The sequence below is a fragment of the Shewanella algidipiscicola genome (assembly GCF_003605125.1).
GTDB classification, from domain to species: Bacteria; Pseudomonadota; Gammaproteobacteria; order Enterobacterales; family Shewanellaceae; genus Shewanella; species Shewanella algidipiscicola.
Genome location: NZ_QPQT01000009.1, coordinates 68,309 through 90,129, shown reverse-complemented (window position 1 = coordinate 90,129; position 21,821 = coordinate 68,309). Strand labels below are relative to the sequence as shown.

Annotated in this window: 22 protein-coding genes; 7 read left to right on the top strand and 15 right to left on the bottom strand. The window is 49.0% G+C overall.

The genetic code is table 11. The annotated features are described in order from the left end of the window. Positions 1 to 34 precede the first annotated feature (34 nt). The gene (pepA, locus tag DVO77_RS11460; protein WP_110456010.1) at positions 35 to 1,543 is read right to left on the bottom strand and encodes a leucyl aminopeptidase; all 1,509 of its coding nucleotides are present in this window, start codon (positions 1,541 to 1,543) and stop codon (positions 35 to 37) included. Between the two features lie 221 nt (positions 1,544 to 1,764). Here pepA and lptF point away from each other — a divergent pair, with 221 nt between their 5' ends. Beyond that, a complete protein-coding gene (gene lptF / locus DVO77_RS11455; RefSeq protein WP_110456011.1) occupies positions 1,765 to 2,877 on the top strand; it encodes an LPS export ABC transporter permease LptF in 1,113 nt (370 codons plus the stop codon). Then, positions 2,874 to 3,932 carry an LPS export ABC transporter permease LptG gene (gene lptG / locus DVO77_RS11450; RefSeq protein WP_110456012.1) on the top strand — a complete coding sequence of 353 codons (1,059 nt, stop codon included), beginning with the start codon at positions 2,874 to 2,876 and terminating at the stop codon, positions 3,930 to 3,932. The genes lptF and lptG overlap by 4 nt, the downstream gene beginning before the upstream one ends. A gap of 149 nt (positions 3,933 to 4,081) precedes the next feature. Here the strand turns inward: lptG and DVO77_RS11445 are convergent, their stop codons facing one another. From DVO77_RS11445 to DVO77_RS11415, 7 genes are all read right to left on the bottom strand, one after another. Then, a complete protein-coding gene (locus tag DVO77_RS11445) occupies positions 4,082 to 4,591 on the bottom strand; it encodes an RDD family protein (protein WP_110456013.1) in 510 nt (169 codons plus the stop codon). Between the two features lie 56 nt (positions 4,592 to 4,647). After that, positions 4,648 to 4,896, bottom strand: a complete 249-nt coding sequence (locus DVO77_RS11440; protein WP_110456014.1) for a DUF2960 domain-containing protein — start codon at positions 4,894 to 4,896, stop codon at positions 4,648 to 4,650. Between the two features lie 54 nt (positions 4,897 to 4,950). Next, positions 4,951 to 5,433, bottom strand: coding sequence for a GNAT family N-acetyltransferase (locus tag DVO77_RS11435; protein WP_119978428.1), 483 nt, complete (start codon positions 5,431 to 5,433; stop codon positions 4,951 to 4,953). A gap of 202 nt (positions 5,434 to 5,635) precedes the next feature. Next, the gene (locus DVO77_RS11430; RefSeq protein WP_119978427.1) at positions 5,636 to 7,114 is read right to left on the bottom strand and encodes a carboxypeptidase M32; all 1,479 of its coding nucleotides are present in this window, start codon (positions 7,112 to 7,114) and stop codon (positions 5,636 to 5,638) included. Positions 7,115 to 7,151: 37 nt separating this feature from the next. Then, the gene (locus DVO77_RS11425; RefSeq protein WP_119978500.1) at positions 7,152 to 7,784 is read right to left on the bottom strand and encodes a DUF2913 family protein; all 633 of its coding nucleotides are present in this window, start codon (positions 7,782 to 7,784) and stop codon (positions 7,152 to 7,154) included. A 251-nt stretch (positions 7,785 to 8,035) separates the two neighbouring features. Further along, positions 8,036 to 9,334 carry a DEAD/DEAH box helicase gene (locus DVO77_RS11420; RefSeq protein WP_110456018.1) on the bottom strand — a complete coding sequence of 433 codons (1,299 nt, stop codon included), beginning with the start codon at positions 9,332 to 9,334 and terminating at the stop codon, positions 8,036 to 8,038. 313 nt (positions 9,335 to 9,647) lie between these two features. After that, positions 9,648 to 11,435 carry an aminopeptidase P family protein gene (locus tag DVO77_RS11415; protein WP_119978426.1) on the bottom strand — a complete coding sequence of 596 codons (1,788 nt, stop codon included), beginning with the start codon at positions 11,433 to 11,435 and terminating at the stop codon, positions 9,648 to 9,650. A 178-nt stretch (positions 11,436 to 11,613) separates the two neighbouring features. Here DVO77_RS11415 and DVO77_RS11410 point away from each other — a divergent pair, with 178 nt between their 5' ends. Both DVO77_RS11410 and DVO77_RS11405 read left to right on the top strand, forming a co-directional pair. Then, positions 11,614 to 12,801 (top strand): MFS transporter, encoded by a 1,188-nt coding sequence (locus DVO77_RS11410; protein WP_119978425.1) that lies wholly within the window; start codon positions 11,614 to 11,616, stop codon positions 12,799 to 12,801. A gap of 269 nt (positions 12,802 to 13,070) precedes the next feature. After that, positions 13,071 to 14,294: a M24 family metallopeptidase gene (locus tag DVO77_RS11405; protein ID WP_119978424.1), complete on the top strand. Its 1,224-nt coding sequence runs from the start codon at positions 13,071 to 13,073 to the stop codon at positions 14,292 to 14,294. Between the two features lie 418 nt (positions 14,295 to 14,712). Here DVO77_RS11405 and bamJ read toward each other — a convergent pair whose 3' ends face one another. The 3 genes from bamJ to DVO77_RS11380 form a co-directional block, all read right to left on the bottom strand. Beyond that, positions 14,713 to 15,186: a BamJ family beta-barrel-assembly machinery protein gene (gene bamJ, locus DVO77_RS11390; RefSeq protein WP_110456023.1), complete on the bottom strand. Its 474-nt coding sequence runs from the start codon at positions 15,184 to 15,186 to the stop codon at positions 14,713 to 14,715. Between the two features lie 91 nt (positions 15,187 to 15,277). After that, entirely contained in the window at positions 15,278 to 15,940 is a 663-nt protein-coding gene (locus DVO77_RS11385; protein WP_119978423.1) for a cold shock and DUF1294 domain-containing protein, read from the bottom strand. A gap of 287 nt (positions 15,941 to 16,227) precedes the next feature. Continuing rightward, positions 16,228 to 16,710, bottom strand: coding sequence for a hotdog fold domain-containing protein (locus DVO77_RS11380; RefSeq protein WP_110456025.1), 483 nt, complete (start codon positions 16,708 to 16,710; stop codon positions 16,228 to 16,230). 211 nt (positions 16,711 to 16,921) lie between these two features. Between DVO77_RS11380 and DVO77_RS11375 the strand changes: the two genes are divergently transcribed. Continuing rightward, entirely contained in the window at positions 16,922 to 17,839 is a 918-nt protein-coding gene (locus tag DVO77_RS11375) for a polyprenyl-phosphate transporter (protein ID WP_119978422.1), read from the top strand. 1 nt (position 17,840) lies between these two features. Continuing rightward, a complete protein-coding gene (locus tag DVO77_RS11370) occupies positions 17,841 to 18,041 on the top strand; it encodes a hypothetical protein (protein ID WP_119978421.1) in 201 nt (66 codons plus the stop codon). Between the two features lie 66 nt (positions 18,042 to 18,107). Here DVO77_RS11370 and DVO77_RS11365 read toward each other — a convergent pair whose 3' ends face one another. Continuing rightward, entirely contained in the window at positions 18,108 to 18,452 is a 345-nt protein-coding gene (locus tag DVO77_RS11365) for a DUF3634 family protein (RefSeq protein WP_110456028.1), read from the bottom strand. Between the two features lie 272 nt (positions 18,453 to 18,724). On the opposite strand from DVO77_RS11365, the gene DVO77_RS19030 reads away from it, so the two are divergent. After that, the gene (locus DVO77_RS19030; protein WP_162924183.1) at positions 18,725 to 18,901 is read left to right on the top strand and encodes a hypothetical protein; all 177 of its coding nucleotides are present in this window, start codon (positions 18,725 to 18,727) and stop codon (positions 18,899 to 18,901) included. 117 nt (positions 18,902 to 19,018) lie between these two features. Here the strand turns inward: DVO77_RS19030 and DVO77_RS11360 are convergent, their stop codons facing one another. From DVO77_RS11360 to DVO77_RS11350, 3 genes are all read right to left on the bottom strand, one after another. Further along, a complete protein-coding gene (locus tag DVO77_RS11360; protein ID WP_119978420.1) occupies positions 19,019 to 19,741 on the bottom strand; it encodes a TorF family putative porin in 723 nt (240 codons plus the stop codon). A gap of 122 nt (positions 19,742 to 19,863) precedes the next feature. Continuing rightward, positions 19,864 to 20,229, bottom strand: a complete 366-nt coding sequence (locus tag DVO77_RS11355; RefSeq protein WP_119978419.1) for a cupin domain-containing protein — start codon at positions 20,227 to 20,229, stop codon at positions 19,864 to 19,866. 70 nt (positions 20,230 to 20,299) lie between these two features. Then, positions 20,300 to 21,790: a CoA-acylating methylmalonate-semialdehyde dehydrogenase gene (locus DVO77_RS11350; protein WP_119978418.1), complete on the bottom strand. Its 1,491-nt coding sequence runs from the start codon at positions 21,788 to 21,790 to the stop codon at positions 20,300 to 20,302. Positions 21,791 to 21,821 lie beyond the last annotated feature (31 nt).

Here is a 21,821-nt window from a genome sequence, read left to right as displayed (position 1 = left end):
TTTGTCTGTGATGATGACCCTGTTACGATGTCAATTACTCGCCTTGTTCAACACCAGCACGATTGATCAAAAATTGGGTGAGCAAAGGAACAGGGCGACCCGTTGAGCCTTTATTCGCGCCACTGTTCCAAGCTGTGCCTGCAACGTCGATGTGGGCCCAATTGTACTTTTTGGTAAAGCGCGACAGGAAGCACGCGGCGGTGATAGCACCTGCTGGGCGGCCACCTAAGTTGGTCATATCGGCAAAAGGGCTTTCAAGGTGTTCTTGATACTCATCCCACAGTGGTAAGCGCCATGCGCGGTCACCACTTTGCTCACCTGCATTAAGCAGCTCGTGCGCCAATGGATTATGTGACGAGAACAATCCAGAGGCATGTTTACCCAGAGCGATCACGCAGGCGCCTGTTAGGGTCGCGGTATCGATCACCAGCTCTGGGTCGAAACGCTCAACGTACGTCAGCACATCACACAATACCAGTCGACCTTCGGCATCGGTATTGAGTACTTCAACGGTTTGCCCCGACATAGTAGTAAGAATATCGCCCGGACGGTAAGCATTGCTCGACGGCATGTTTTCGCAGCCCGCTAAGATGCCGACCACATTGATGGGGAGTTTAAGCTCACACAGAGCTTTCATTGCGCCAATCACACCGGCGGCGCCACCCATGTCGTATTTCATTTCGTCCATGGCTTCGCCAGGTTTGAGAGAAATACCGCCAGAATCAAACGTAAGGCCTTTACCTATCAGTACGATAGGTTTTTCTGTGCTGTCGACCGACCCTTGATATTGCATCACCGTCATCACAGATTCGTTGGCACTGCCACGGCCAACAGCCAGGTATGAGTTCATGCCTAGCTTGGCCATTTGCTCTTCACCTATGGTGCTGACACTTAAGGTGTCGTGGTGCTCGGCAATTTGACGTGCCTGTGAGGCAAGGTACGCGGGATTACAGATGTTGGGTGGCATATTGGCCACGTCGCGGCACAGGTGCATACCCGAAGAGACAGCCATGCCGTGTTCGATAGCACGTTCGCCTAAGGTGAGCTCGCGGCGTGTCGGCACATTAAAGACCAATTTACGTAGCGGACGGCGGGTTTCGCCTTTGCGAGTCTTGAGTGCATCGAAGCAATATAGGCTGTTTTGAGTGGTTTCGACCGCTTCACGGACTTTCCAGTAGGTATCGCGCCCTTTAACATGTAGCTCTGTTAAAAAGCATACCGCTTCCATCGAACCCGTTTCATTTAAGGTGTTAATGGTTTTGGTGATGATCTGCTTGTATTGGCGCTCATCGAGCTCGCGCTCTTTGCCACAACCCACCAATAGTACGCGCTCACTTAGCACGTTAGGTACATGATGCAACAATAGCATCTGTCCTGGTTTACCTTCTAAATCGCCACGGCGTAAAAGGTTACTAATATAGCCTTCACTGATTTTGTCGAGTTGCTCAGCAATACCAGATAGGCGTCTAGGTTCATAGACACCAACGACAATACAGGCTGACCGTTGTTTTTCTGGGCTGCCGCTCTTAACGCTAAACTCCATGAGCTCTCCTAGATTCTTAAAGACAAATTTTAATATTTATTAGATAATGTCTGCTTATGTCCAAATCGGTTCTAAAAAATGGTACACCACTGTTAATTTTATGGGTGTTCTTTTGCCATTTTTAGTTAAGGTTTGGTCACAAAACTACCAAAAGTAGACAGTCTACATGAAAAGTGGGCTGACACCAGCATAAATATAAGTTTAGGGACTGGATCCTGCCTGTGATTGTATTTAGATACTTGATTCGAGAAGTTTTAAAAGCGCAAATGGCGGTACTGCTAGTGTTGTTAGCTATTTTTGTTAGCCAACACTTTGTTCGCGTACTTGCCGATGCATCCGAAGGAGAGTTCCCAGCTTCCTTGGTCATGACCCTGCTTGGCCTTAATCTGCCTTATCTTGCCGTGCTGGTGGTGCCCTTAAGTCTGTTTCTTGGTATTTTGGTCGCGCACGGGCGGATGTACGCTGAAAGTGAAATGGTGGTGTTGCACGGGGTGGGGGTAAGCGAGTGGTATATCACTCGGGTTACCTTGTTGTTGGCATTAGCCAATATGCTATTTACGGGCATATTATCGATTTACGTGACGCCTTGGGCCGAAGAGGCGCAAAACCGCGTGTTAGAACATGCCCAGTCAGAAGCGGGTCTTGCGGCAATCACTCAGGGGCGCTTTCAAACCAGTCCTAATGGTCGGGCGGTTTTGTTCGTTGAACGTATTGGCCGAGACAATCAATTAGATAAAGTATTTGTGGCTCAATTGCCTGATCCAGAAGATGACTCTGGGCAGTCCAACATCGTCGTTGCCCAAGGCGGTAGCGTGGTAGAGGATGAAACTGGGGCACAAAGACTTAAGTTAAACGATGGCACTCAGTACCAAAATACCCCCAATCAGCTCGATTATCAGTTGGTTGAATTTACCGGGTACGAGATGCAGATTAAAGAGCAAGAGGTGGATCAGCGTAGGCGTAAGTTATCGGCTTTACCTATCGATCAGCTAATGGCAACCGAAGGGCCTGGCGCCGTCGCCGAGTTTCATTGGCGTTTAGCCATTCCGTTGGCGATCCCCTTTATGACCTTAATTGCGGTGCCCATGGCACGGGTTAATGTGCGTCAAGGTAAGTTTGCCAAGATGTTCCCGGCTATTTTGCTTTACTTAGGCTATTTTGGTTTGATGATTGCCGGACGTAAGGCATTAGAAGACGAGGTTATTCCAGCTTATTTAGGCATGTGGTGGATCCATGCCTCGGCGCTCTTCTTAGGCATACTGTTGCTGGGTAAGGAGCGACCATTTGGGGCCAAACTTGCCGGTCTTCTTAAAGGTAAGAAGGTGGGCGCATGAGAATTTTAGATTTCTATATCGCCCGCACGTTGATCACAACCTCGGCATTGTGCTTGCTGGTGCTTACCGGTTTATCGGGCATTATTAAGTGGGTCGATCAACTGCGTGTTGTGGGGCGCGGCAGTTATTCCATGGTGGATGCCGGCATTTACGTGCTGTTTTTGATCCCTCGTGATATTGAGATGTTTTTCCCGATGGCGGTGCTACTCGGGGCATTGATAGGCATGGGCATGCTGGCCTCTAATTCTGAATTAGTGGTGATGCAATCAGCAGGATTATCGCGATTTCAAATTACCTTATCGGCGATGAAAACCGCGGTGCCACTGATGCTAATTGTGATGGCATTGGGGGAATGGGGCGCACCAGTTGCCGAGCGTCATGCTAAAGAGCTGCAAGCGGTTAAGATTTCTGGCGGCAGTTTGTTTAAATCGAGCCGCGGGATCTGGGCCAAAGATGGCGATCTGTTTGTTAATATCGGCGAAATACAAAGTATTGATAGTTTGCGTAATATCGTGCTGTATGAGTTTGATGCCGAGCTACACCTAATACGCACTATTGCGGCGCAGCGTGGAGTCTATTCGGGCGACCATTGGCGCCTTTTAGATGTGCGCCAAACGACGCTTAATCAAGATCGAGTCACTTCTACCAATTTAACCCTTTATCGCTGGGAGTCTACGCTCACGCCAGATAAGCTCAGTGTGGTGTCGGTGAAACCCGAAGGGTTGTCTATCGAAGGTTTGGTGGATTATCTGGACTACTTAAAGATCAACAACCAAGATTCCGGCCGTTATGAACTGGCGTTATGGCGCAAAGTGATGCAGCCGGTGACGGTTGCAGTGATGATGTTGGTGGCGCTATCATTTGTGTTTGGGCCGCTACGCACTGTGACTATGGGCGCTAGGGTATTGCTAGGCGTGATTGCCGGTTTTAGTTTTTATATCTGTAATGAGATATTTGGCCCCATGACCTTAGTGTATGGTTTACCGCCTATCCTTGGAGCCATTACGCCGCCGCTGATCTTCAGTAGCTTGGCAATTTACTACATTCGTAAATAGCCTTGAGGCTAGTTTGAAGGCAGGGAAGCTATTAGTGCTTCAAGGCTGAAAGGCTTTAAAGCTGTTGTTAGAAACTTAAAAGCTAGTGCTCTGTAGCTAGCACAAAAAAGGACCATTAAATGGTCCTTTTTTGATACTGGCGTTGAGGGTTAGACCCCACGCCAATTACGCAGTTGGTTGGCTTCTTTAGACAGTACTACCACTTCTGAGCGGGTCATCATATCTTGCAGCGCGAGCTTGTCGCCATTGATTAAAATCCACAAATTACCTATGCCGAGCAGTGACCAGACTAAACGCGCCGCCGCGGTGATCATACTCAAGCTTTGGCCGTTAGGGTGCTGGATCTTAAGACGCCAGGCGCGCATGCCAAGGGTTTGGCCGCCATAACTCCAAAATAGGATATAAAACAGACCGACACATAAGGCGATCCACAGCTGATATAGTCCCTTGTAAAGCGGTGTGCCGTTGAGCAGATCTGAGACATGTTCAAAGCCATTCATCGCCAAGAGTCCCGACGAGCTTAATGCGGTAAAGACGCCAAAGCCGATGGCGCCTGCGATCATATATACCGCCACGGCCAGTAATAAGTCATAAACGATGGCCCCGAGGCGGCGAAAAAATCCCGCTCGAGGAAAGTTAGCGTGTTCACTATTGGACATTAGAGTTCCTACATTTACAGGTTAACTAGGGCTGTTATGCTGCAATGAAAGTCGGATTATTCGACTTCATCGCGAATAAAGTGAATCTTGGTAAAGCCAAAGCGCTCAAACTCTTTTAAGCGATAATCTTTTACGGCTTGTGAACCTTTAGAGGTCATCGCCACTTGGGCTTCCATCGCATGATAACGGGTTAAATCGACGCCTTCGGCGGCGGCTACCGCTTCATACATGTCGTTGTACTTGTCGTAAACGAAGTTGATCTCTTTGTACTGCTTGTTAAAGGTGTAACCGACTCTACGGGCCATATTGCTCTCTTAAATATGTAATTAACTAATTTTTCATCGACTTACAGACCCAGCTCAGGCTAATGGATACACCATATAGCAGGCATCAGCGGGGTAGCCGTCGAGGGATTTGTCGATTATACGCGATTTAAAGCCTAATCGTTGCCAATATGTGTGGGCACCGCCCACAGCCACCAAAGAGATACTGGTCACATTGTGCTGTTTGGCATTATCGATTAAGCGCTTAAACACCTGCTCACCCGCCCCTAAGCCTCTGGCCTTGGATGATAAGGCGATGTCATGCAGATACAGGGTATCGCAGTGGCTAGGTTGGCTTACTACCTGCTCTAATGTTGGCGGCTGATCCAATTGCCAAGGATGGGCGAGGCAATAGCCAATCAATTGCCCGTTACGCTCGATGGCGTAGCAAGAGTCTGGTGACAGTTGTACCTTACTGTGTAGCGCCTGTTGTGATTCGGGTTCGATATTGGGGTAGCACTCATCTTGGATCTGCAATATCACGGGCCAGTCAGCGGTGTGAATAGGACGGATAATCATGGCGGTGTGCTCTATGAATGGGTATCTTTTAATGGATTATTGCTAACGATGGTCTCACAGCTGGCTAGGCTAATCAATTTGGGCATTACCCGCCGCCCCATGATGGCAAGTATAAGGTGATCACGGGGCGGTTTATCTGGATGCCATTACACTAGGCAAATCACCTTAGGCAAACAAGCTTAGGTAAATTACGCTGTGCACATTAGAGATAGCGAGTCATTAAATGCTGCTTAAAGTGCGCAGGGTTTAGTGTCTCGCCAGTAGCGGCAATGACTAACTCATCGGTTGTCAGTAATGCGCCCTTTGACCAAATGTTGTCCTGTAACCATTGGGTCACTAATGTCAGTTCGCCCGCGGCAATTAAGGCATCGATACTGCCAATTTGGTTTTGCATGCTGGCGCTAAACTGGGCTGCATACATGGCGCCTAAGCTATAGCTTGGGAAGTAACCCAGTTCACCCACTGGCCAGTGAATATCTTGCATACAGCCGTTGCGGTAATCCCCTTGGGTGGATAGGCCTAAGAGTGATTGCATCGCTGCGTCCCAAAATTCGGGCAGATCGGCTACCGTTAAACGCCCCTCAATCAGACCTTTTTCCACCTCATAGCGCAACATGATATGGCAGGGATAAGTGACCTCATCGGCATCGACGCGAATGCGCCCCGGTGAGACTCGAGTGAGCCAATGTTGTAGCTCAAGTTCACTGATCTGGCAGCCTAAATGGTGATTAATGCGTTGCTGTAATAGCGGCAATATGCCCGTGCCGCGCGCCATCTGCATCTCAAAAAATAGGCTTTGGCTTTCATGTATCGCCATGGAGCGTGCATTACCTGCGGGCTGGCCGCGCCACTCAAGGGGTAAGCCTTGCTCGTATCTGGCGTGGCCGGTTTCATGGATAGTGCTAAAGAGTGCAGTTAAAAAGTCATGCTCATCGTAGCGGGTAGTGATGCGCACATCGCCCGGAACCCCGCCTGAAAAGGGGTGGCTGCTGGTATCGAGTCGGCCCTGCTTAAAGTCAAACCCCAGTAAGGTCATCACATCTAGATTGAGGGCTTTTTGCTGGGCGATTGTCGCGTGCGGCAGCGCCTTGGTTGGCCACGCTTGCTGCTTGGCCTGTACCTGCTGGATGAGCGAGGGTAGCCAGATTTTGAGGTCGCCAAACACGCGATCAATTTGCGCCATAGTGGTACCGGGCTCAAATTTATTCAGCAGTGCATCGTAGGGGGCAAGCTGCTGCGCCTCACCTAAGATCTGCGCCTCTTCTCGCACCAAGGCGATAACGGCTTCTAAATTTGGTTTGAACCCTTGCCAGTCGTTTTGTTGTCGTTGGGCGCGCCAGGCATGTTCACAAGCATAGGTTAATTGCGTTTTCGCCTGTACCAACTTGCCCGGCAGTGCGGTCGCTTGCCGCTGCTGATAGCGCATTTCACGCAGGTTAGCCTGTTGCGCGGCAGATAAAGGCTCGTCGGCCGCGTGGGCCAAGTGTTCCGCTAGGCTGGGAGCGGTTTTTAATGCATGAATGTGCAAGGCTAATTGCGCCATCGCTTCACCCCGCGCCTGACTGCCGCCCGCTGGCATCATGGTGGCTTGATCCCAGTCACCAAGAGCTTGTAAGTGCTCAAAATGATAGATGGTTTTAAACTGCTGGCACAGGGCATGGTAGTGTGATCTTGATGTCATGGGCTGTCTCGTTAGCTGGCTATCGGGGCTATTTGAGTTATTTGACGAGCAGGGCAAGCGCCGGCTGTCGATTATTAGGATAGAGCTTATAGGCCTTATGATGCTTAATTAAGCTGGCTTTTTTATTACCAGCGCTGAGCAACAATTGATGCTCGGTGGCTAGCTTAGCTAGCGTTTGTTCATCACTGCGCACATAAAGGGTAATAGGTTGTAGTAATTTACCCTCGGCAATATGTTGCTCATATTGCTCCACAGAGATGATTAAGCTGTTGCGGCCATCGCTGTCGAGCTTGAGTTTGCCACTGACTTCGCAATCCACAATCACTAACCAGTCATCCTCGTTGAGAGAGTCGAGCATAGTTTGCAGCGATGCCCCAATGGTGTGGTTGTCCATCGCTGCGCGGTATTGCTGGTCGATACGAGCCAGTAACCCCGGCAGATTAGCTGCGGCGCCCATGCTACGTCCGTCGCGGATCCAGTGATTTAGATCGTCAGCCACCAGTTTTGAAAAACGGCGCTCCTTTAGCGACTGCGCCATCCAACTGCAGATAAAGTGACTCTCGGCCGCGGCGGTCTTAAGGGCGTTGGGGCTGTCGGCGCGTGCTGCCAACGCGGCCAGTCCTGCTTGCGCTAATTCAACGAGGGCTTGATTATAGGTTTGCTCTGTCATGGTTTCTCCGAGCACAAAAAAATCGGGCAATTTGCCCGCAGAGTATATCTTAAGCTGTGGCCAACTCCCTATAGCTACGGCGCTGTGAACAAAGGAGAGAAAACAACCTTGCGTTAAGGGGGGCGCCATAGAGAGCGGTGCACATCTTCGCAGGAGCCCATGGTTGCGATGCATCATTAAGCGCAGCGCACAAAAAAGGCACTGTTAAGTGCCTTAATTGTTTGGTCAATAATTTTGTGACCGTACGTCGATTATTTTTGCTTCTTAATTTTAGCGTTAGAAGAGTTCTTCAACTTGACTCGGCGAGCCCCTAAATTTTTCTCGGCGACAACTTGGGCACCGACATTGTCGCTGCGTTGTTGTTTCTTGGCGAAACTGCGACGCTTCTGCAGCTGTTTAATCAGCAGCTCACGACTGCCCACTTCATAGCCCGGAATAGTGATGCGGCGGATCTTAGTGCCGATCAATTTTTCGATATCGGCTAAGGTGCGCTCCTCTTCGCGGCTTACCAAAGAGATGGCGACGCCGCTACGACCGGCACGGCCTGTACGGCCAATACGATGCACATAGTCTTCGGCGAGGAAGGGCAGATCATAGTTAACCACATATTCCAGCGCTGGGATGTCTAAGCCACGAGCGGCCACTTCGGTCGCAACCAATGCGCGTACCTTGCCCTCTTTAAATTCGCGCAGCGCACGGCGGCGATTGCCTTGGGCTTTTTCGCTGTGGACCACGGCCGCAGGAATGCCGTCAAGGTTGAGTTCTTTCACTAAGGTGTCGGCCGCTTCACGGGTGGCGGTAAACACCAACACCTGTTGCCAGTTTTTCTTACCGATAAGCTCAGACAGTAATTCACGCTTGCGGCGTTGCTCTACCGGATAGACCACTTGGCTGACGGTTACCGCTGTGGTGTTTTGTTTGTCCACACTGATAAGCTTAGGTTTAACCAACATTTCGTTAGCCAGTTGCTTAACGGCATTAGAGAAGGTCGCCGAGAACAGCAGGTTTTGGCGCTTGCTGTTCACCGCTTGTAGGATTTTTTGAATGTCGCTGATAAAGCCCATATCCAACATACGGTCGGCTTCATCGAGTACCAAAAATTCCACATTCGACAGGCTCAAGTTACAGGCTTGGATATGCTCGAGTAAGCGTCCGGGCGTGGCGACAATAATGTCGGCCCCTTTTTTCAGCTTTTGCGCTTGGGTATCCATCTTGACGCCGCCATAAATGGTCAGCACAGAGATAGGCAGATAGCGGCTGTACTCTTTGATATTGTCAGCCACTTGAGCCGCCAGTTCTCGGGTGGGCGCTAAAATTAAGGCGCGGGTGTTTGAGCGTTGGGTTTCGCTTGGCTTATCAACCATCTTTTGCAGTATCGGCAACGCGAAGGCCGCCGTTTTACCGGTACCCGTTTGCGCGCTGGCAAGTACATCTTGACCACGGCGAATAGCCGGAATCGCTTGCTGCTGAATAGGCGTCATTTTTTGATAGCCACAATCGGAGATAGCACGCACAATCTCTGGAGCAAAACTAAAAGATTCAAATCTCATTGGGGTATCCTGTTTTTACCTATTCAACATATCGACAATATAACAATTTAGTTTGGTCTGTTTAATCAGTAGAGAACGCATCGCTAGATTAATGACCGACGCCAAATGGCGGCCGCGGAGTATAGCAAAATTTTTGGTTAAAACCTGCACTTTTATTGTATTGGAGCAAGTGCGTTTAATAAAGTTCGAGCCTTGGATGTAATGCGAGGTAAGCCTTGAGTGAGTTTTTATCAGTACAAATAAAAACAGCACCTAGATTCGGTGCTGTTTATCGATATTTTTTACAGAACAGTGGTCATCACTTGAAGGTAGCTTAAATCGCTTCGGTTGCTTGTAATAGCCAAGCTAGCGCGTCACCTTGCATCAATGGCGATAAGGTGTCACGCACTCGTTGATGGTAATCATTAAGCCAAGTGAGCTCCTGAGTTGTCAGCAACGGGCGCTCAACTAGGCGCGTATCAATGGGGATTAAGGTGAGCGCATCAAACTCATACATCTCTCTTTCAGCCCCAGCCAATGCTTGGCATGGACGAATGGCGACTAAGTTTTCGATGCGAATACCAAACGCATCGGCGCGGTAATATCCCGGCTCATTGGAAAGTACCATGCCGGGTAATAAAGCCACATTGTTGCTGTTTTTGCCTATTCGCTGTGGCCCCTCGTGCACACTTAAGAAGTGGCCGACACCATGGCCGGTGCCATGATCATAATCGAAGCCGTGCTGCCAGAGGTATTGGCGCGCAAAGCCATCGAGCTGTTGCCCTGTGGTGCCTTTAGGGAAGCGCGCTTGATCGAGTGCGATATGGCCTTTAAGCACTAAGGTGAACATCTTACGCTGCTCATCGGTGACATCACCAATGGCGATCGTACGAGTCACATCTGTGGTGCCATCGAGGTATTGCGCGCCAGAGTCGACCAGATAGAGACTGTTCATGGTCATCATTGCGGGCGTGCCATTGTTATGGTTGTAATGGCACATGGCCGCATTCGCGCCTGCGGCTGAAATGGTATCGAAACTCGGCTCGCGATAGCGCGGGTCGGTTAGGCGAAAGCTTTCCAATTTATCGGCCAGTTGGCCTTCATCATAGAGACGTTTGGCGGCCACTTCCTTGTCTAACCACGCTAAAAATTGGCTGACGGCCACACCATCACGGATATGGCTGGCGGTCATGCCGGCTAATTCTGCTGGATTTTTCTGCGCCTTAGGCAAGGCGACTGGATCGTTACCGGCGATAAGTTTAGCGCCATGTTGCTTGGCAACCAGTTGCATCCAAGCGTTGGTGTTGTTGGGGTCAGCCAATAGCTTAACACCATTAAGTTGGCTCAACGCCGTCTCTAATTCGCTTTCAGCGTTAAAGCTGACGCCTGTGCCTACGTGTTCGTTGATGCCCGCGGGCAGTTTATTGATGTCGGTAAACAATACCATATCGCCATTGGCATGCAGCAAAGCGGTGCCCAGAACCACAGGTAGACGCGGCACATCGCGGCCACGAATATTCAGCAACCAGCAAAATGAGTCCAGTGCGGCGATAAGCGCCGCATCGGCGCCGGCTTGTTTAATCAATTGGCCAATGTGGGTGCGTTTATCGTGGCTGCTGGCTCCGGCGCTTTGTTGATCAAATAAAATGATCTCATGGGTCGATGCCGCAGGGCGATGATGCCAATGCTTGTCGATAGGGTTGTCGCTGACACAGACCAGCTCAATGCCTGCGCGTTCGAGCTGGGTCTTGGCATCTTGATACCAACTCAGTGAATGCAAGCGAGCATCGACGCCGACCTTAGAACCACTCGGCAGCTGTGTTATTAACCAAGGGATCTGCGGCGTGTCGGTGAGGCTTTGATATTGAAACAGCGTCTCATCGACTTGTTGTTTAACTTGCACTGTGTAACGGCCATCGATAAAGATGGCGGCGTGCTCTTTTAGTACGATAGCCATACCGGCAGAGCCGGTAAAATGGGTTAACCAGTGTAAACGTTCGTTGCGTTCTGGCACATATTCGCCGAGGTATTCATCGGCTCGAGGGACGATAAAAGCATCGATATTAGCGGTCATCATCTCGGCGCGTACGGCGTTAAGGCGTTCTGAAATCGGTTGGGTCATTATGGCTCCTGTTATTACCACAATCCTGTGGCGTCGGGCTTTAAGTGCAAGGATTATCGCAGTTGCTGGCGTGGGTTGGAAGTGCCGTTAAGGATTTGTACTAGAATGCAACGGCCATACTGGTTTATCTTGTATCGATAATAATGACAACTAAGATAACTGAGCGGGAAGTAAGCTAATGCCGAGAAATGTATGGGTATTAACCTTGGCGCAGGCGTTCGCGATGAGTGCCACGCCTATGATGATGTTGCTAGGGGGCTTAATTGGTGTCGAGTTGGCCCCAAGCCCGGCATTAGCGACACTACCCATCGCCATGATGGTGATAGGCGTAGCGTTATCTGTGATCCCGGTGAGCCGCTTAATGCGCCGTTTGGGGCGTAAAAAAGTGTTTATTTCTGGGGCATTGTTAGGCGCTTGCGCCGGTGTCGTTGCGGCGATGTCCACACAGTTACATTGGTTTGGCTTATTCTGTGTGAGCGGTTTTATGCTGGGCGCTGCCGGGGCCGTGGTGCAGCAGTATCGATTTGCGGCGATGGAGTCGGTGGCGGCCGTTGATGGGGCTAAAGCCGCATCGCGGGTATTGGTCGGCGGGCTGGTGGCGGCGTTTTTTGGCCCCGAATTAGCAGTATTAGGATCTGAGCTGATAAGCCAGCCTTACGTGGGCGCTTTTATCTTTTTAACCTTAGTCTGCCTAACGGCTGCGGTGATATTAAGCTTTTATGAAAATGTCGATGAGCCTATGGGGCGTCAGGTGGTTAAGCGCGGCGACGGTCGAGACTTAAAGCAGATCTTGTTGCAACCCCAGATTTGGACCGCCATCGGTGCGGCCACCATAGGTTATGGCATGATGAGTTTTATCATGACCGCGACACCACTGCATATGCACCATGTTGAGCACCATTCGTTAGCCGATACTAAATGGGTTATCCAAAGTCACATCATTGCGATGTATTTCCCCTCGTTATTCAGTGGTTATTTAATGTCAAAATTTGGTCCCAAGCCTATGATGCTGGTGGGGCTTGCCGCTTATGGGATCACCATTGTGGTGGCCTTGCTGGGGCATGATCTGCTCAATTATTGGGTAGCCTTGGTGTTACTCGGGGTAGGTTGGAACTTTCTCTTTGTTGGCGGTACGGTATTGCTACCGCAGTTTTATCATAGTGATGAGCGTTTTAAGGTGCAGTCATTTAACGATGCCTTTGTCTTTAGCGCCCAAGCGGTGGCGTCACTCAGCGCTGGCTGGGTGTTACATAATATGGGCTGGGAAGTGATGCTTGTGACCTGCATTCCGCTGATCGCCATGCATTTGTTGTTGATGGCGTGGGGGCGAATAACGGTAAGCAAAGAGCAAAAGCTTGAGTCATAGCGTGAGTCTTAACGCGCTTATCGTGTTAATCGCAAGTGTTAAGACACAGTCTTTATTATTGGGGCTGCGGCTTTTTATCTAACCTAGGTTAATAATGGGCCACTCTTTTATTGCTTATTGCGGTAAGTGGGTCAACGGCGGGGCATTATTTGCCATTTAATCGCGGCCAAACTTTTGTATACTTTATGCCAAATAATTATCCCTTCATTTAATCAGATGAGTGGCGCTAACAGGTCTCAGGATAGCGCCGATGCATCAAAGGTAGTGTAATGACAATAACGACGACAAACGGTATAGGTGGTTCAACGCCTGCGCAAGAATTAGCCAAGCTTGTTGATATGACTCAAGGGGTTGAGTCAATAGGCCACGCTGAATATCAGGCGAGAATTGCCAAGGCGCAAGCATTAATGCAAGCGCAGGGGATAGATGCCATCTACCTTAATGCGGGGACTAATCTGTATTATTTTACCGGCACACGCTGGTATGCCAGCGAGCGCATGGTGGGGGCCATCTTACCGGCTAACGGTGCGCTGCAATATATCGCGCCGGCATTTGAATTATCGACCTTACTCGGCTTTATGGTGATTGAAGGTGAGGTCAATACTTGGCATGAAGATGAGAGCCCTTATGCCTTGTGCGCTAAGGTGTTAGCGCAGATGGGCGTGGCGCAAGGTAAGGTAGGTATCGATGAGTCGGCGGCCTTTTTTATCTTTGACGGTTTACGTCAAGTGGCGCCGCATCTTGAGTATGTCAATGCCAAAACCATTACCGCGGATTGTCGCATGATCAAATCGGCTCAGGAGTTAGCCCTGCTGCAACGGGCTAAAGAGATGACCTTAGCGGTGCACCAAGCGGCGGCGCGTATCTTATATGAAGGGATCACGGTAGCCGAGGTAGAAGCCTTTATCAACGACGCACATAAGGCGGTCGGCATCGCTGCTGGATCTTATTTTTGTATTGTGCTTTTTGGTGAAGACACCGCTTACCCCCATGGGGTGAAATCGCCTAAGGCGTTAGCATTAAATGACACTGTGCTTATCGATACTGGTTGCCAGTTACATGGGTATAATTCAGACATTACTCGCACCTATGTGTTTGGCACGCCAAGTGCGCGCCAGCGACAGTTATGGCAGTTAGAGCAAGAGGCTCAGCTTGCGGCATTTGATGCGGCTCAAATTGGTGCAACCTGTGCAAGTGTCGATCGCGCCGCGCGTGATGTGCTGGAGGCCGCAGGTTTTGGCCCAGGATATGACGTGCCAGGATTGCCTCATCGTACCGGTCACGGTGTTGGACTCGATATCCATGAGTGGCCCTATTTGGTATTAAACGATCACACAGCACTGGCGGCAGGAATGTGCTTTAGTAATGAGCCTATGCTGTGTGTGCCGGGTGAGTTTGGTGTGCGTCATGAAGATCACTTTTACATGACCGAGCAGGGCCCGGTATGGTTTACCGAGCCTGCTCACTCAATCGATAACCCATTTGGGTACTAGGGCCTGTTGATCTTTTAAGGTTGTTTTTGCAGCGAATTGCTGGGTATTTATACAAGGCAGAAGCTTTGTGGTGTAGTTGTTCTACATAAAAAGCTGAGAACGCAGTAAAAATCCCCAACAAACGCTGCCCGAAGGGGTCGGCTAAAAACGTTTTACTCTTTGTTAAGTGAATTTTGCTTAGATGACTAGGCTGCAATCCACTCGCCTCAATTAAAACGTTTTTGTATCGAACAAAATTCAACCAGCAAAGATCAACAGGCCCTAATGATTAATGCATAAAAAAACGCGCCTTGGGGCGCGTTTTTTGTTGAGCGAGTGATACTCTTGCTGCTAGTTGTCGATACTGATGAGTTCAACATCAAAAATTAGCACCGAGCCGCCCACAATTTTACCCGTTGAGCGAGTGACACTCTTGCTGCTAGTTGTCGATACTGATGAGTTCAACATCAAAAATTAGCACCGAGCCGCCTACAATTTTACCCGTTGAGCGGTTGCCATAGGCGAGTGTGCTTGGGATAAAGAAACGATATTTATCGCCAACACTCATCAATTGTACTCCTTCGGTCCACCCTTTAATCACCCGATTAAGCGGGAAAGCGATGGGCTCACCGCGCTCAACTGAGCTGTCAAAGACAGTGCCGTCGATTAAGGTGCCATGGTAATGCACCGTCACGGTATCGCTGGCTTTGGGATGGGCGTTACCCTCTCCTTTAGCCAGTACCTGATATTGCAGGCCTGATAAGGTCTCAACCACACCCGGTTGGTTTTTATTGTCGGCTAAAAATTGCCGGCCAATTTCGATATTTTCTTTGGCCGCTTTTTGGTTGTTCATACTGGTGTAGAAATAGAACAGCACACCTGCGATAACGACAACCGCTAATAATACTCTCATAGTCAATTCTTCTAGTGAACCCTGGCGCCATGATAACCAATCTCTTGGGCTAAATATAGTTATCTCATTGGGGTAAGCTATTGAAAAAGGGTTACCTTAGCCATTGCTTGAGCATAGCTTGGCCGTTATCTGTTACCAGCCAGATGAGCAAGGTGCTGTTTAATAGCACCATTAACCATAAGCCAAGGCGAAAGGTGACTTTTTTAGATTTGTGCCTCAATGAATGTTGTCCGAGCAGTGCTCCAGGCCAGCCGCCAATGAGTGATAAGAGCTGTAAACTATTTTCTTTGATGCGCCACTGACCAGTTTGCGCCGCCTGTTTATCTTGGGCGTAAGCAAGGTAGGTGATTAAGCTGGCAAGGAGATAATAGAGTATTAAGCCTATGGGTAAGCGTTGCATTAGGCTGGCAAGGAAGAGGCCGATAAACAAGGCGCTGATCAGCAGTAACCTAACCCCAAGTTGGCCGCTAACGCCTGATGCTGCCTTGCGCTTATGGTGTTTGGCTTTGGTGTTAACCTTGCTTCTGCGCTGATACACGGGGGCGCCCTTATCATCGACGATGAGAGCGCAGCTGCGCCCCTGCTTGTCTTTTGATGTCTGGTAATGCAGCTTTACACCGAGTTTGGGCGTTGTTGTCTGCGGTCCTAAACTACTGATATGTACAAACAGTCGTTCGCTGCCATTGTCGGGTTGAATAAAGCCATAACCCTTGTCGTTATTCCAATTAACGAGTGTGCCTGTTAGTGGTTTCAATGGGGATACCTACATCCTGTATGGGGAGATGGGGCTATGAGTGCTCAAGGTGTATCAGCTCAATAATGAATATCTGGTTAATCCTTGGGAGCAGAGCAATCAGTCGCCTGTATATGGGTTAATCTACTGATAGCGTGCGATTATATCGCGATAACCAACCCGTCGCCATGGTCAGGGTTGGCATCTTTAGCGAGAGCAGCGGGCGCGTGCGCAAGGTGAGTCGTTAGACTATCTGGCCTTGTGGTGATTAATGCGCACCGTGACATAATTACTTTTTTAACAACAGCTTAAGCTGATGATTTGGCTGGTTTGGCCGAGATCCACAGTTTGATATGCCCTTTAACAACGACAACATCATGTTGATCATAAGCGGTTACGGGCACTAATAGATCGCCCTCTACCCATTGCTCGGGTTGTACCACAGCTTCGCAGCGGATATCACTGCCCGCCTTTGCGGTATAGTCGACACTCATCCCCTTGGGGATCCACCTTAAGTGCGCCGGAATAGAGGCCTCAGCCATCACACCCATGGCCATTTCTAAGCCATTACAGATAGCGATAACATGCACGGTCTGAATATGATTATGCACCGCCTTACGTTTTTTGATCAGGCATTGGCAGTAATTGGGGCGTAACTCGGTGATCAACGGGCGTATCGTGCCAAAATAGGGGGCCATGCGCGCCACCATGATGGAGAAAATCTTATTGCCAAGAGGGAGCTTGGTTAGCCTATGGTAGAGGCGCATAACTTTGGTGGGTTTCTGTTTCATTATGAGTGTCTATGATGATATTTATCTGGTCTGATGAGTGACTAGATTAGCCTAATCACAATTAGTTAACAATAGGGGCGCTGTAGCGCGCGACAGTGACGATAGGGATGAATGAAGCAAAGTTCATTTCCACTTGCATCGAGAGCATGGGTATAATCCCCTCATTAGAGGCTCAGAGCCTAAGCGATAATCATTAACATAAGGATTTTGAGTGAAATACCTGCTGACTTATTTAAAGGGCATGGCGATGGGCGCCGCCGATGTGGTGCCGGGCGTTTCGGGTGGCACGATTGCATTTATTACCGGGATTTTAGACACCTTACTAGAGAGTATCCGTCGCATTAACCCTAATCTGATTAAGTTAGTTCGTCAGCAGGGAATTAAGGCCGCATTTGACCATATCAATGGCCCATTTTTACTAGCGGTGTTTGGTGGTATTTTGACCAGCATCTTCACCTTGGCTAAATTGATCACCTATCTTTTGGTGGCTCATCCAATTCCTGTGTGGTCATTTTTCTTTGGTCTGATCATTATCTCTGTGGTGCATATGTTAAAGCAGGTGCAAGGCTTTAGTCTGGTGCGTTTAGCCTTGTTTGCGATTGGCGCTGTATTTGCGTGGGGCATCACCATGCTCAACCCTATCGTGATGGAGATGACCTACTTAAATATCTTTATTGGTGGTTGTATTGCGATTTGTGCCATGCTTTTACCGGGGATCTCTGGCAGCTTTATTTTGCTGCTGCTGGGCTTATATACCTCGGTGCTGAGCGCAGCTAAAAATATCGATATAGCTGTATTGGCGACCTTTGCTGCAGGCTGTATTGTTGGTTTGCTATCATTTAGCCATCTCTTGTCGGCATTACTGCGTAAGTACCATGACGCTACCTTGATTTTTTTGACCGGTTTGATGCTAGGCACCTTAGGTAAAATTTGGCCATGGAAACAAGTACTCACTTGGCGCACTAACTCTGATGGTGAGCAAGTTCCACTGCTAGAACAAAACCTATCCCCTATGCAGTTTGAGGCCATTACCGGCCAGCCATCACAATTAGTGTGGGCGCTTGTCGCCATGTGCGCAGGGATCGGTTTGGTCTGGGCGTTAGAGTACTTTGCTGGACGGAAACGTTGAGATGAAGCATCAGCCATTAACCACTGTTATCTTAATGTTGCTCTCGCTAGGACTATTGATGTTAACTGCTTGCATAAGCCCTATCACTGTTGAAGTTGAACAGGATACTGATGATGTGCCTGTCGAGATACAGGATCCTATGGCGACAGACAATCAGCGGATCATCGATGAGGCGCGTCGTGATGGTCGGCTGTACCAATAATAGGCTTTCCCCCCTAACGCTCAAGGTTAACTTGAGCGTTAGGGGGCCGAGTTAAGCCTTACTTGATTAACCCGCTTGGCGTGATTTGTCGATGGTTTTTTTATCATAGTATTCGAATGGAAATACATTGCGAATACGCTGGGTAATACTATCGCCCACATTGGCTGAGACATGTAAGCGAACCTCGCCGGCTTTTTCTGCACGCACCACACAGGTGAGTTTTTCTGCCTTAGCGATCGCCTTACATTCACGCAGAAACTTTTCGGGGATTTTGCCTTTGTGTTCGGTCATGCGTCCCTGTTTAAAATGCATCTCAAACAGAGTAAGTCCTTTCTTACCACTAAAAATAAGCTTATATATCAATATTAAACCGACAAGAATAAAGATAACTTTGAGTACTGTCGCTGTCATGCTAGCTCCTTTTTGCACTTTTTAATCAAGATACTCCCGCTGGCGGCTTTTTCATAGCGCTGCAGATCAACTTTTTAAAAGATGACTATACTTATTTTTGACCTGCTGGCACCAGTGGCTTTTAGTGGCCAACACCAATAGGTTAAGAGGTGTTAATCGTCACTAAGGCCAGGTACCTGAGAGGTCTGTACTACAATGTTATCGCATCTGTAGTGGTGTTAGCTAAATGGGTGATTATCAGGGATCGATTTATATCAGTTAAGGATGACATTATGCAGCTTTCTAATGCACGCCGCTGGGCGCGTTTATGTGAACAACAAGCTGAATTGGTAGAGCGTTTATCTACGACTTTTCCAGAGCGAAAACAACATCATGAGCAACTAGGGCAGGAGTGGCGCTTACTGGCCGATAAGATCCGTAATGGTGAAAGCCCTAAATTAACCGACTAGTGTCGGCTTATGGTAAATGCGTTACAGGTAAATGTATTGAGTGATAGTTAAAAACCGCCAAATGGCGGTTTTTTTGATGGGCAATGAGTGCTCTGCACTTCATATCAGGTTAAGTGCTTAAAAAGCGTAACTTGCCGAGACTAAGAAAGTGCTGTCATTACGGAAGCTGCCTTCATCAAATTGGTACTCGCTATCGATATCGTTATCTAACCAAGCGGCAGATAAGCCGATGCCAGCAAGCTCTGTTGAGACACCAATTGAGTAGTCGACATATTTACCCATATCATCATCAGGGGCATCGCCAAAGTTGTAGCCTACATGCAGGTCTAGGCTCCAGTTGTCGGCAAATTCCCAACCGTAGTTTAGCTCAGTGTAGTGATAATCTAAGTCGCTCCCACCATAGTCATTAGTATACCAATAGGCTGCATGGAAGTTGGCAAAATAGAAGCCGACAGAGCCTTCAAGGTAATCTTGCGAGACATCATCACCTGGGTAGGTGTAGTAAAGCAAAGTTACGTCATATTCGACTTCTTCACCAATGGCTCCCGCGTAGCCTGCATAGAGATCGACCTCTATGTCGGCACCATTACCATCTTCTGGATCATCAAAGTCGACATTACTGCCCCAAGCGCCAACGAAGAAGCCACTGTCCATGCTGTAATCGATACTAGCTTGTATGGCAAAATCGCCAGCCGATTGTGACACGCCACGAAAGCGGTAGTCGTTAGTGACACTGACTTCGCCAGATACTTCAGCTTGCGCTAATGGTGAGAGTAAGGTTGCGGCTAAGGTCAAACCTGCCACTTGGGCAATCCGTTTCTTATTAAATTTTTTATGCACGGTAATATCTCCATTTCACTTTGTTGACATCGGTATTATTAAACGAGTAAAAATACCAAATTTAGCCAAACAACAGCTGCAATTGCTGAGACAGCATGGCGATTACTCACAATCGAACTCAGTTACTTCGGTTCAAAGATGACGTAAATTTTTCTACATTGTTCAATTACTTTCCACACTCCGGCGAAGCCTGCTGGGATCACAAAGCGATCGCCTTTTGTCACGGTAATGCTATTGCCTAAGCTGTCGGTGATCTGGCTGCTTCCCGCTAAAATTTCGCAATATTCGTGCTCAGTGTAATTGACCTTCCAGCTGCCTTGTTCGCCTTGCCATACACCAGTGTGAAACTGATCGCATGGGCTGGAATAATGGTTTTCGAGCTGTTGTTTTGGGTCACCAGAGATCACTTTCTCTTTGGCCACCTCATAGTGCTCAATCTTTGCAGTATGCTGAGCTAGGTTAACGATGGCATCGACTTGTGTTGTCATTACATCTCCAATTGTTAAACATATACAGGTGCAGTGAGAACTTCACCTGTTTTTTAATCGTTTTATAGGTTTATTTCATTGTCGGCATAACAAACTCAGCCTGCGCCTCTTTCGGTTTAGGCCAGCGAGCGGTGATCGCTTTGCGCTTGGTGTAAAAACGTACGCCATCTGGGCCATGCATGTGCAGTGGTCCAAATAAAGAACGCTTCCAGCCGCCAAAACTGTGGAACGCCATTGGCACAGGGATAGGCACATTGACACCGACCATTCCCACTTGAACGTGATGACAGAAGTGGCGCGCCGCTTCGCCGCTTTGGGTAAAGATGGCGGTGCCGTTACCAAATTCATGCTCGTTGATCAGCTGAAGGGCTTGGGCATAATCTTTAACGCGTACAATTGCCAGTACTGGGCCAAAGATCTCCTCTTTATATATGGTCATTTCTGGTGTGACGTGGTCAAACAGGCAGCCTCCAAGGAAATAACCCTGCTGGTGATCGGCAACGCTCAATTGACGGCCATCGGCAAGCAGTGTCGCGCCTTCGGCCACGCCGATATCAACATAACTGCGAACCTTGTCAAGATGCTGCGCCGACACGAGCGGCCCCATATCCATATCCGTTTCTAGGCCATTACCCACTCGTAACGCCTTAATTTGCGGTAGCAGTTTGTCGACTAATGCATCACCGGCGTCACCTACAGCGAGTACTACCGAAATGGCCATGCAGCGCTCTCCTGCAGACCCGTAAGCCGCGCCCATCAATGCGCTTACGGCTTGGTCAAGATCGGCGTCTGGCATCAGTAACATGTGATTTTTAGCGCCGCCTAATGCTTGGACGCGCTTGCCATGTTTCGAGGCGGTTTCATAGATGTATTGCGCTATAGGGGTCGAGCCTACAAAACTCACTGCCTGAACATCTTGGTGGGTTAACAGGGTATCGACCGCCTCTTTATCGCCATTGACGACATTAAATACGCCATCAGGTAAACCCGCTTCGCTAAGCAGTTCGGCCATGCGCATCACTGAGCTAGGATCTTTTTCTGACGGCTTCATGATAAAGGTGTTGCCTGCGGCGATGGCGATAGGGAACATCCACATGGGCACCATAACAGGGAAGTTAAAGGGCGCAATGCCGGCCACCACACCTAAGGATTGATTCAATGTCCATGCATCGACGCCACCACCCACTTGCTCGGTATGTTCGCCTTTTAAAAGGTGGGGGATACCACAGGCAAATTCGACCACTTCTAAACCACGGATGATTTCGCCCTTGGCGTCATCGAGTACTTTGCCGTGTTCGCGGGTGATCATCGCCGCGAGTTCATCCATGTTGGCTTCGACTAAGGCTTTAAACTTAAATAAGATGCGTGAGCGATTCAGCGGCGTCATCTGTGACCAAGGGCCATGGGCTTTCTTCGCCAGCTCAATGGCGCCGGCCACTTCTGCAGCGCTGGCTAAAGAGACACTGGCTCTTTGTTCGCCGGTGGCGGGTTCAAATACGGCGCTTGAACGCTCACTCTGGTTGCTGTGCTGTCCGTTGATGTAATGGTTTATCTGTTGCATAACACTGGTATTCCTAAAAATGGTATATAAA

Coding starts and splice junctions, on each gene's coding strand:
- pepA (WP_110456010.1), bottom strand. CDS start 1,543: ATGGAGTTTAGCGTTAAGAGCGGCAGCCCAGAAAAACAACGGTCAGCC.
- lptG (WP_110456012.1), top strand. CDS start 2,874: ATGAGAATTTTAGATTTCTATATCGCCCGCACGTTGATCACAACCTCG.
- DVO77_RS11445 (WP_110456013.1), bottom strand. CDS start 4,591: ATGTCCAATAGTGAACACGCTAACTTTCCTCGAGCGGGATTTTTTCGC.
- DVO77_RS11440 (WP_110456014.1), bottom strand. CDS start 4,896: ATGGCCCGTAGAGTCGGTTACACCTTTAACAAGCAGTACAAAGAGATC.
- DVO77_RS11435 (WP_119978428.1), bottom strand. CDS start 5,433: ATGATTATCCGTCCTATTCACACCGCTGACTGGCCCGTGATATTGCAG.
- DVO77_RS11430 (WP_119978427.1), bottom strand. CDS start 7,114: ATGACATCAAGATCACACTACCATGCCCTGTGCCAGCAGTTTAAAACC.
- DVO77_RS11425 (WP_119978500.1), bottom strand. CDS start 7,784: ATGACAGAGCAAACCTATAATCAAGCCCTCGTTGAATTAGCGCAAGCA.
- DVO77_RS11420 (WP_110456018.1), bottom strand. CDS start 9,334: ATGAGATTTGAATCTTTTAGTTTTGCTCCAGAGATTGTGCGTGCTATC.
- DVO77_RS11415 (WP_119978426.1), bottom strand. CDS start 11,435: ATGACCCAACCGATTTCAGAACGCCTTAACGCCGTACGCGCCGAGATG.
- DVO77_RS11410 (WP_119978425.1), top strand. CDS start 11,614: ATGCCGAGAAATGTATGGGTATTAACCTTGGCGCAGGCGTTCGCGATG.
- DVO77_RS11405 (WP_119978424.1), top strand. CDS start 13,071: ATGACAATAACGACGACAAACGGTATAGGTGGTTCAACGCCTGCGCAA.
- bamJ (WP_110456023.1), bottom strand. CDS start 15,186: ATGAGAGTATTATTAGCGGTTGTCGTTATCGCAGGTGTGCTGTTCTAT.
- DVO77_RS11380 (WP_110456025.1), bottom strand. CDS start 16,710: ATGAAACAGAAACCCACCAAAGTTATGCGCCTCTACCATAGGCTAACC.
- DVO77_RS11370 (WP_119978421.1), top strand. CDS start 17,841: ATGAAGCATCAGCCATTAACCACTGTTATCTTAATGTTGCTCTCGCTA.
- DVO77_RS11365 (WP_110456028.1), bottom strand. CDS start 18,452: ATGACAGCGACAGTACTCAAAGTTATCTTTATTCTTGTCGGTTTAATA.
- DVO77_RS19030 (WP_162924183.1), top strand. CDS start 18,725: ATGCAGCTTTCTAATGCACGCCGCTGGGCGCGTTTATGTGAACAACAA.
- DVO77_RS11355 (WP_119978419.1), bottom strand. CDS start 20,229: ATGACAACACAAGTCGATGCCATCGTTAACCTAGCTCAGCATACTGCA.
- DVO77_RS11350 (WP_119978418.1), bottom strand. CDS start 21,790: ATGCAACAGATAAACCATTACATCAACGGACAGCACAGCAACCAGAGT.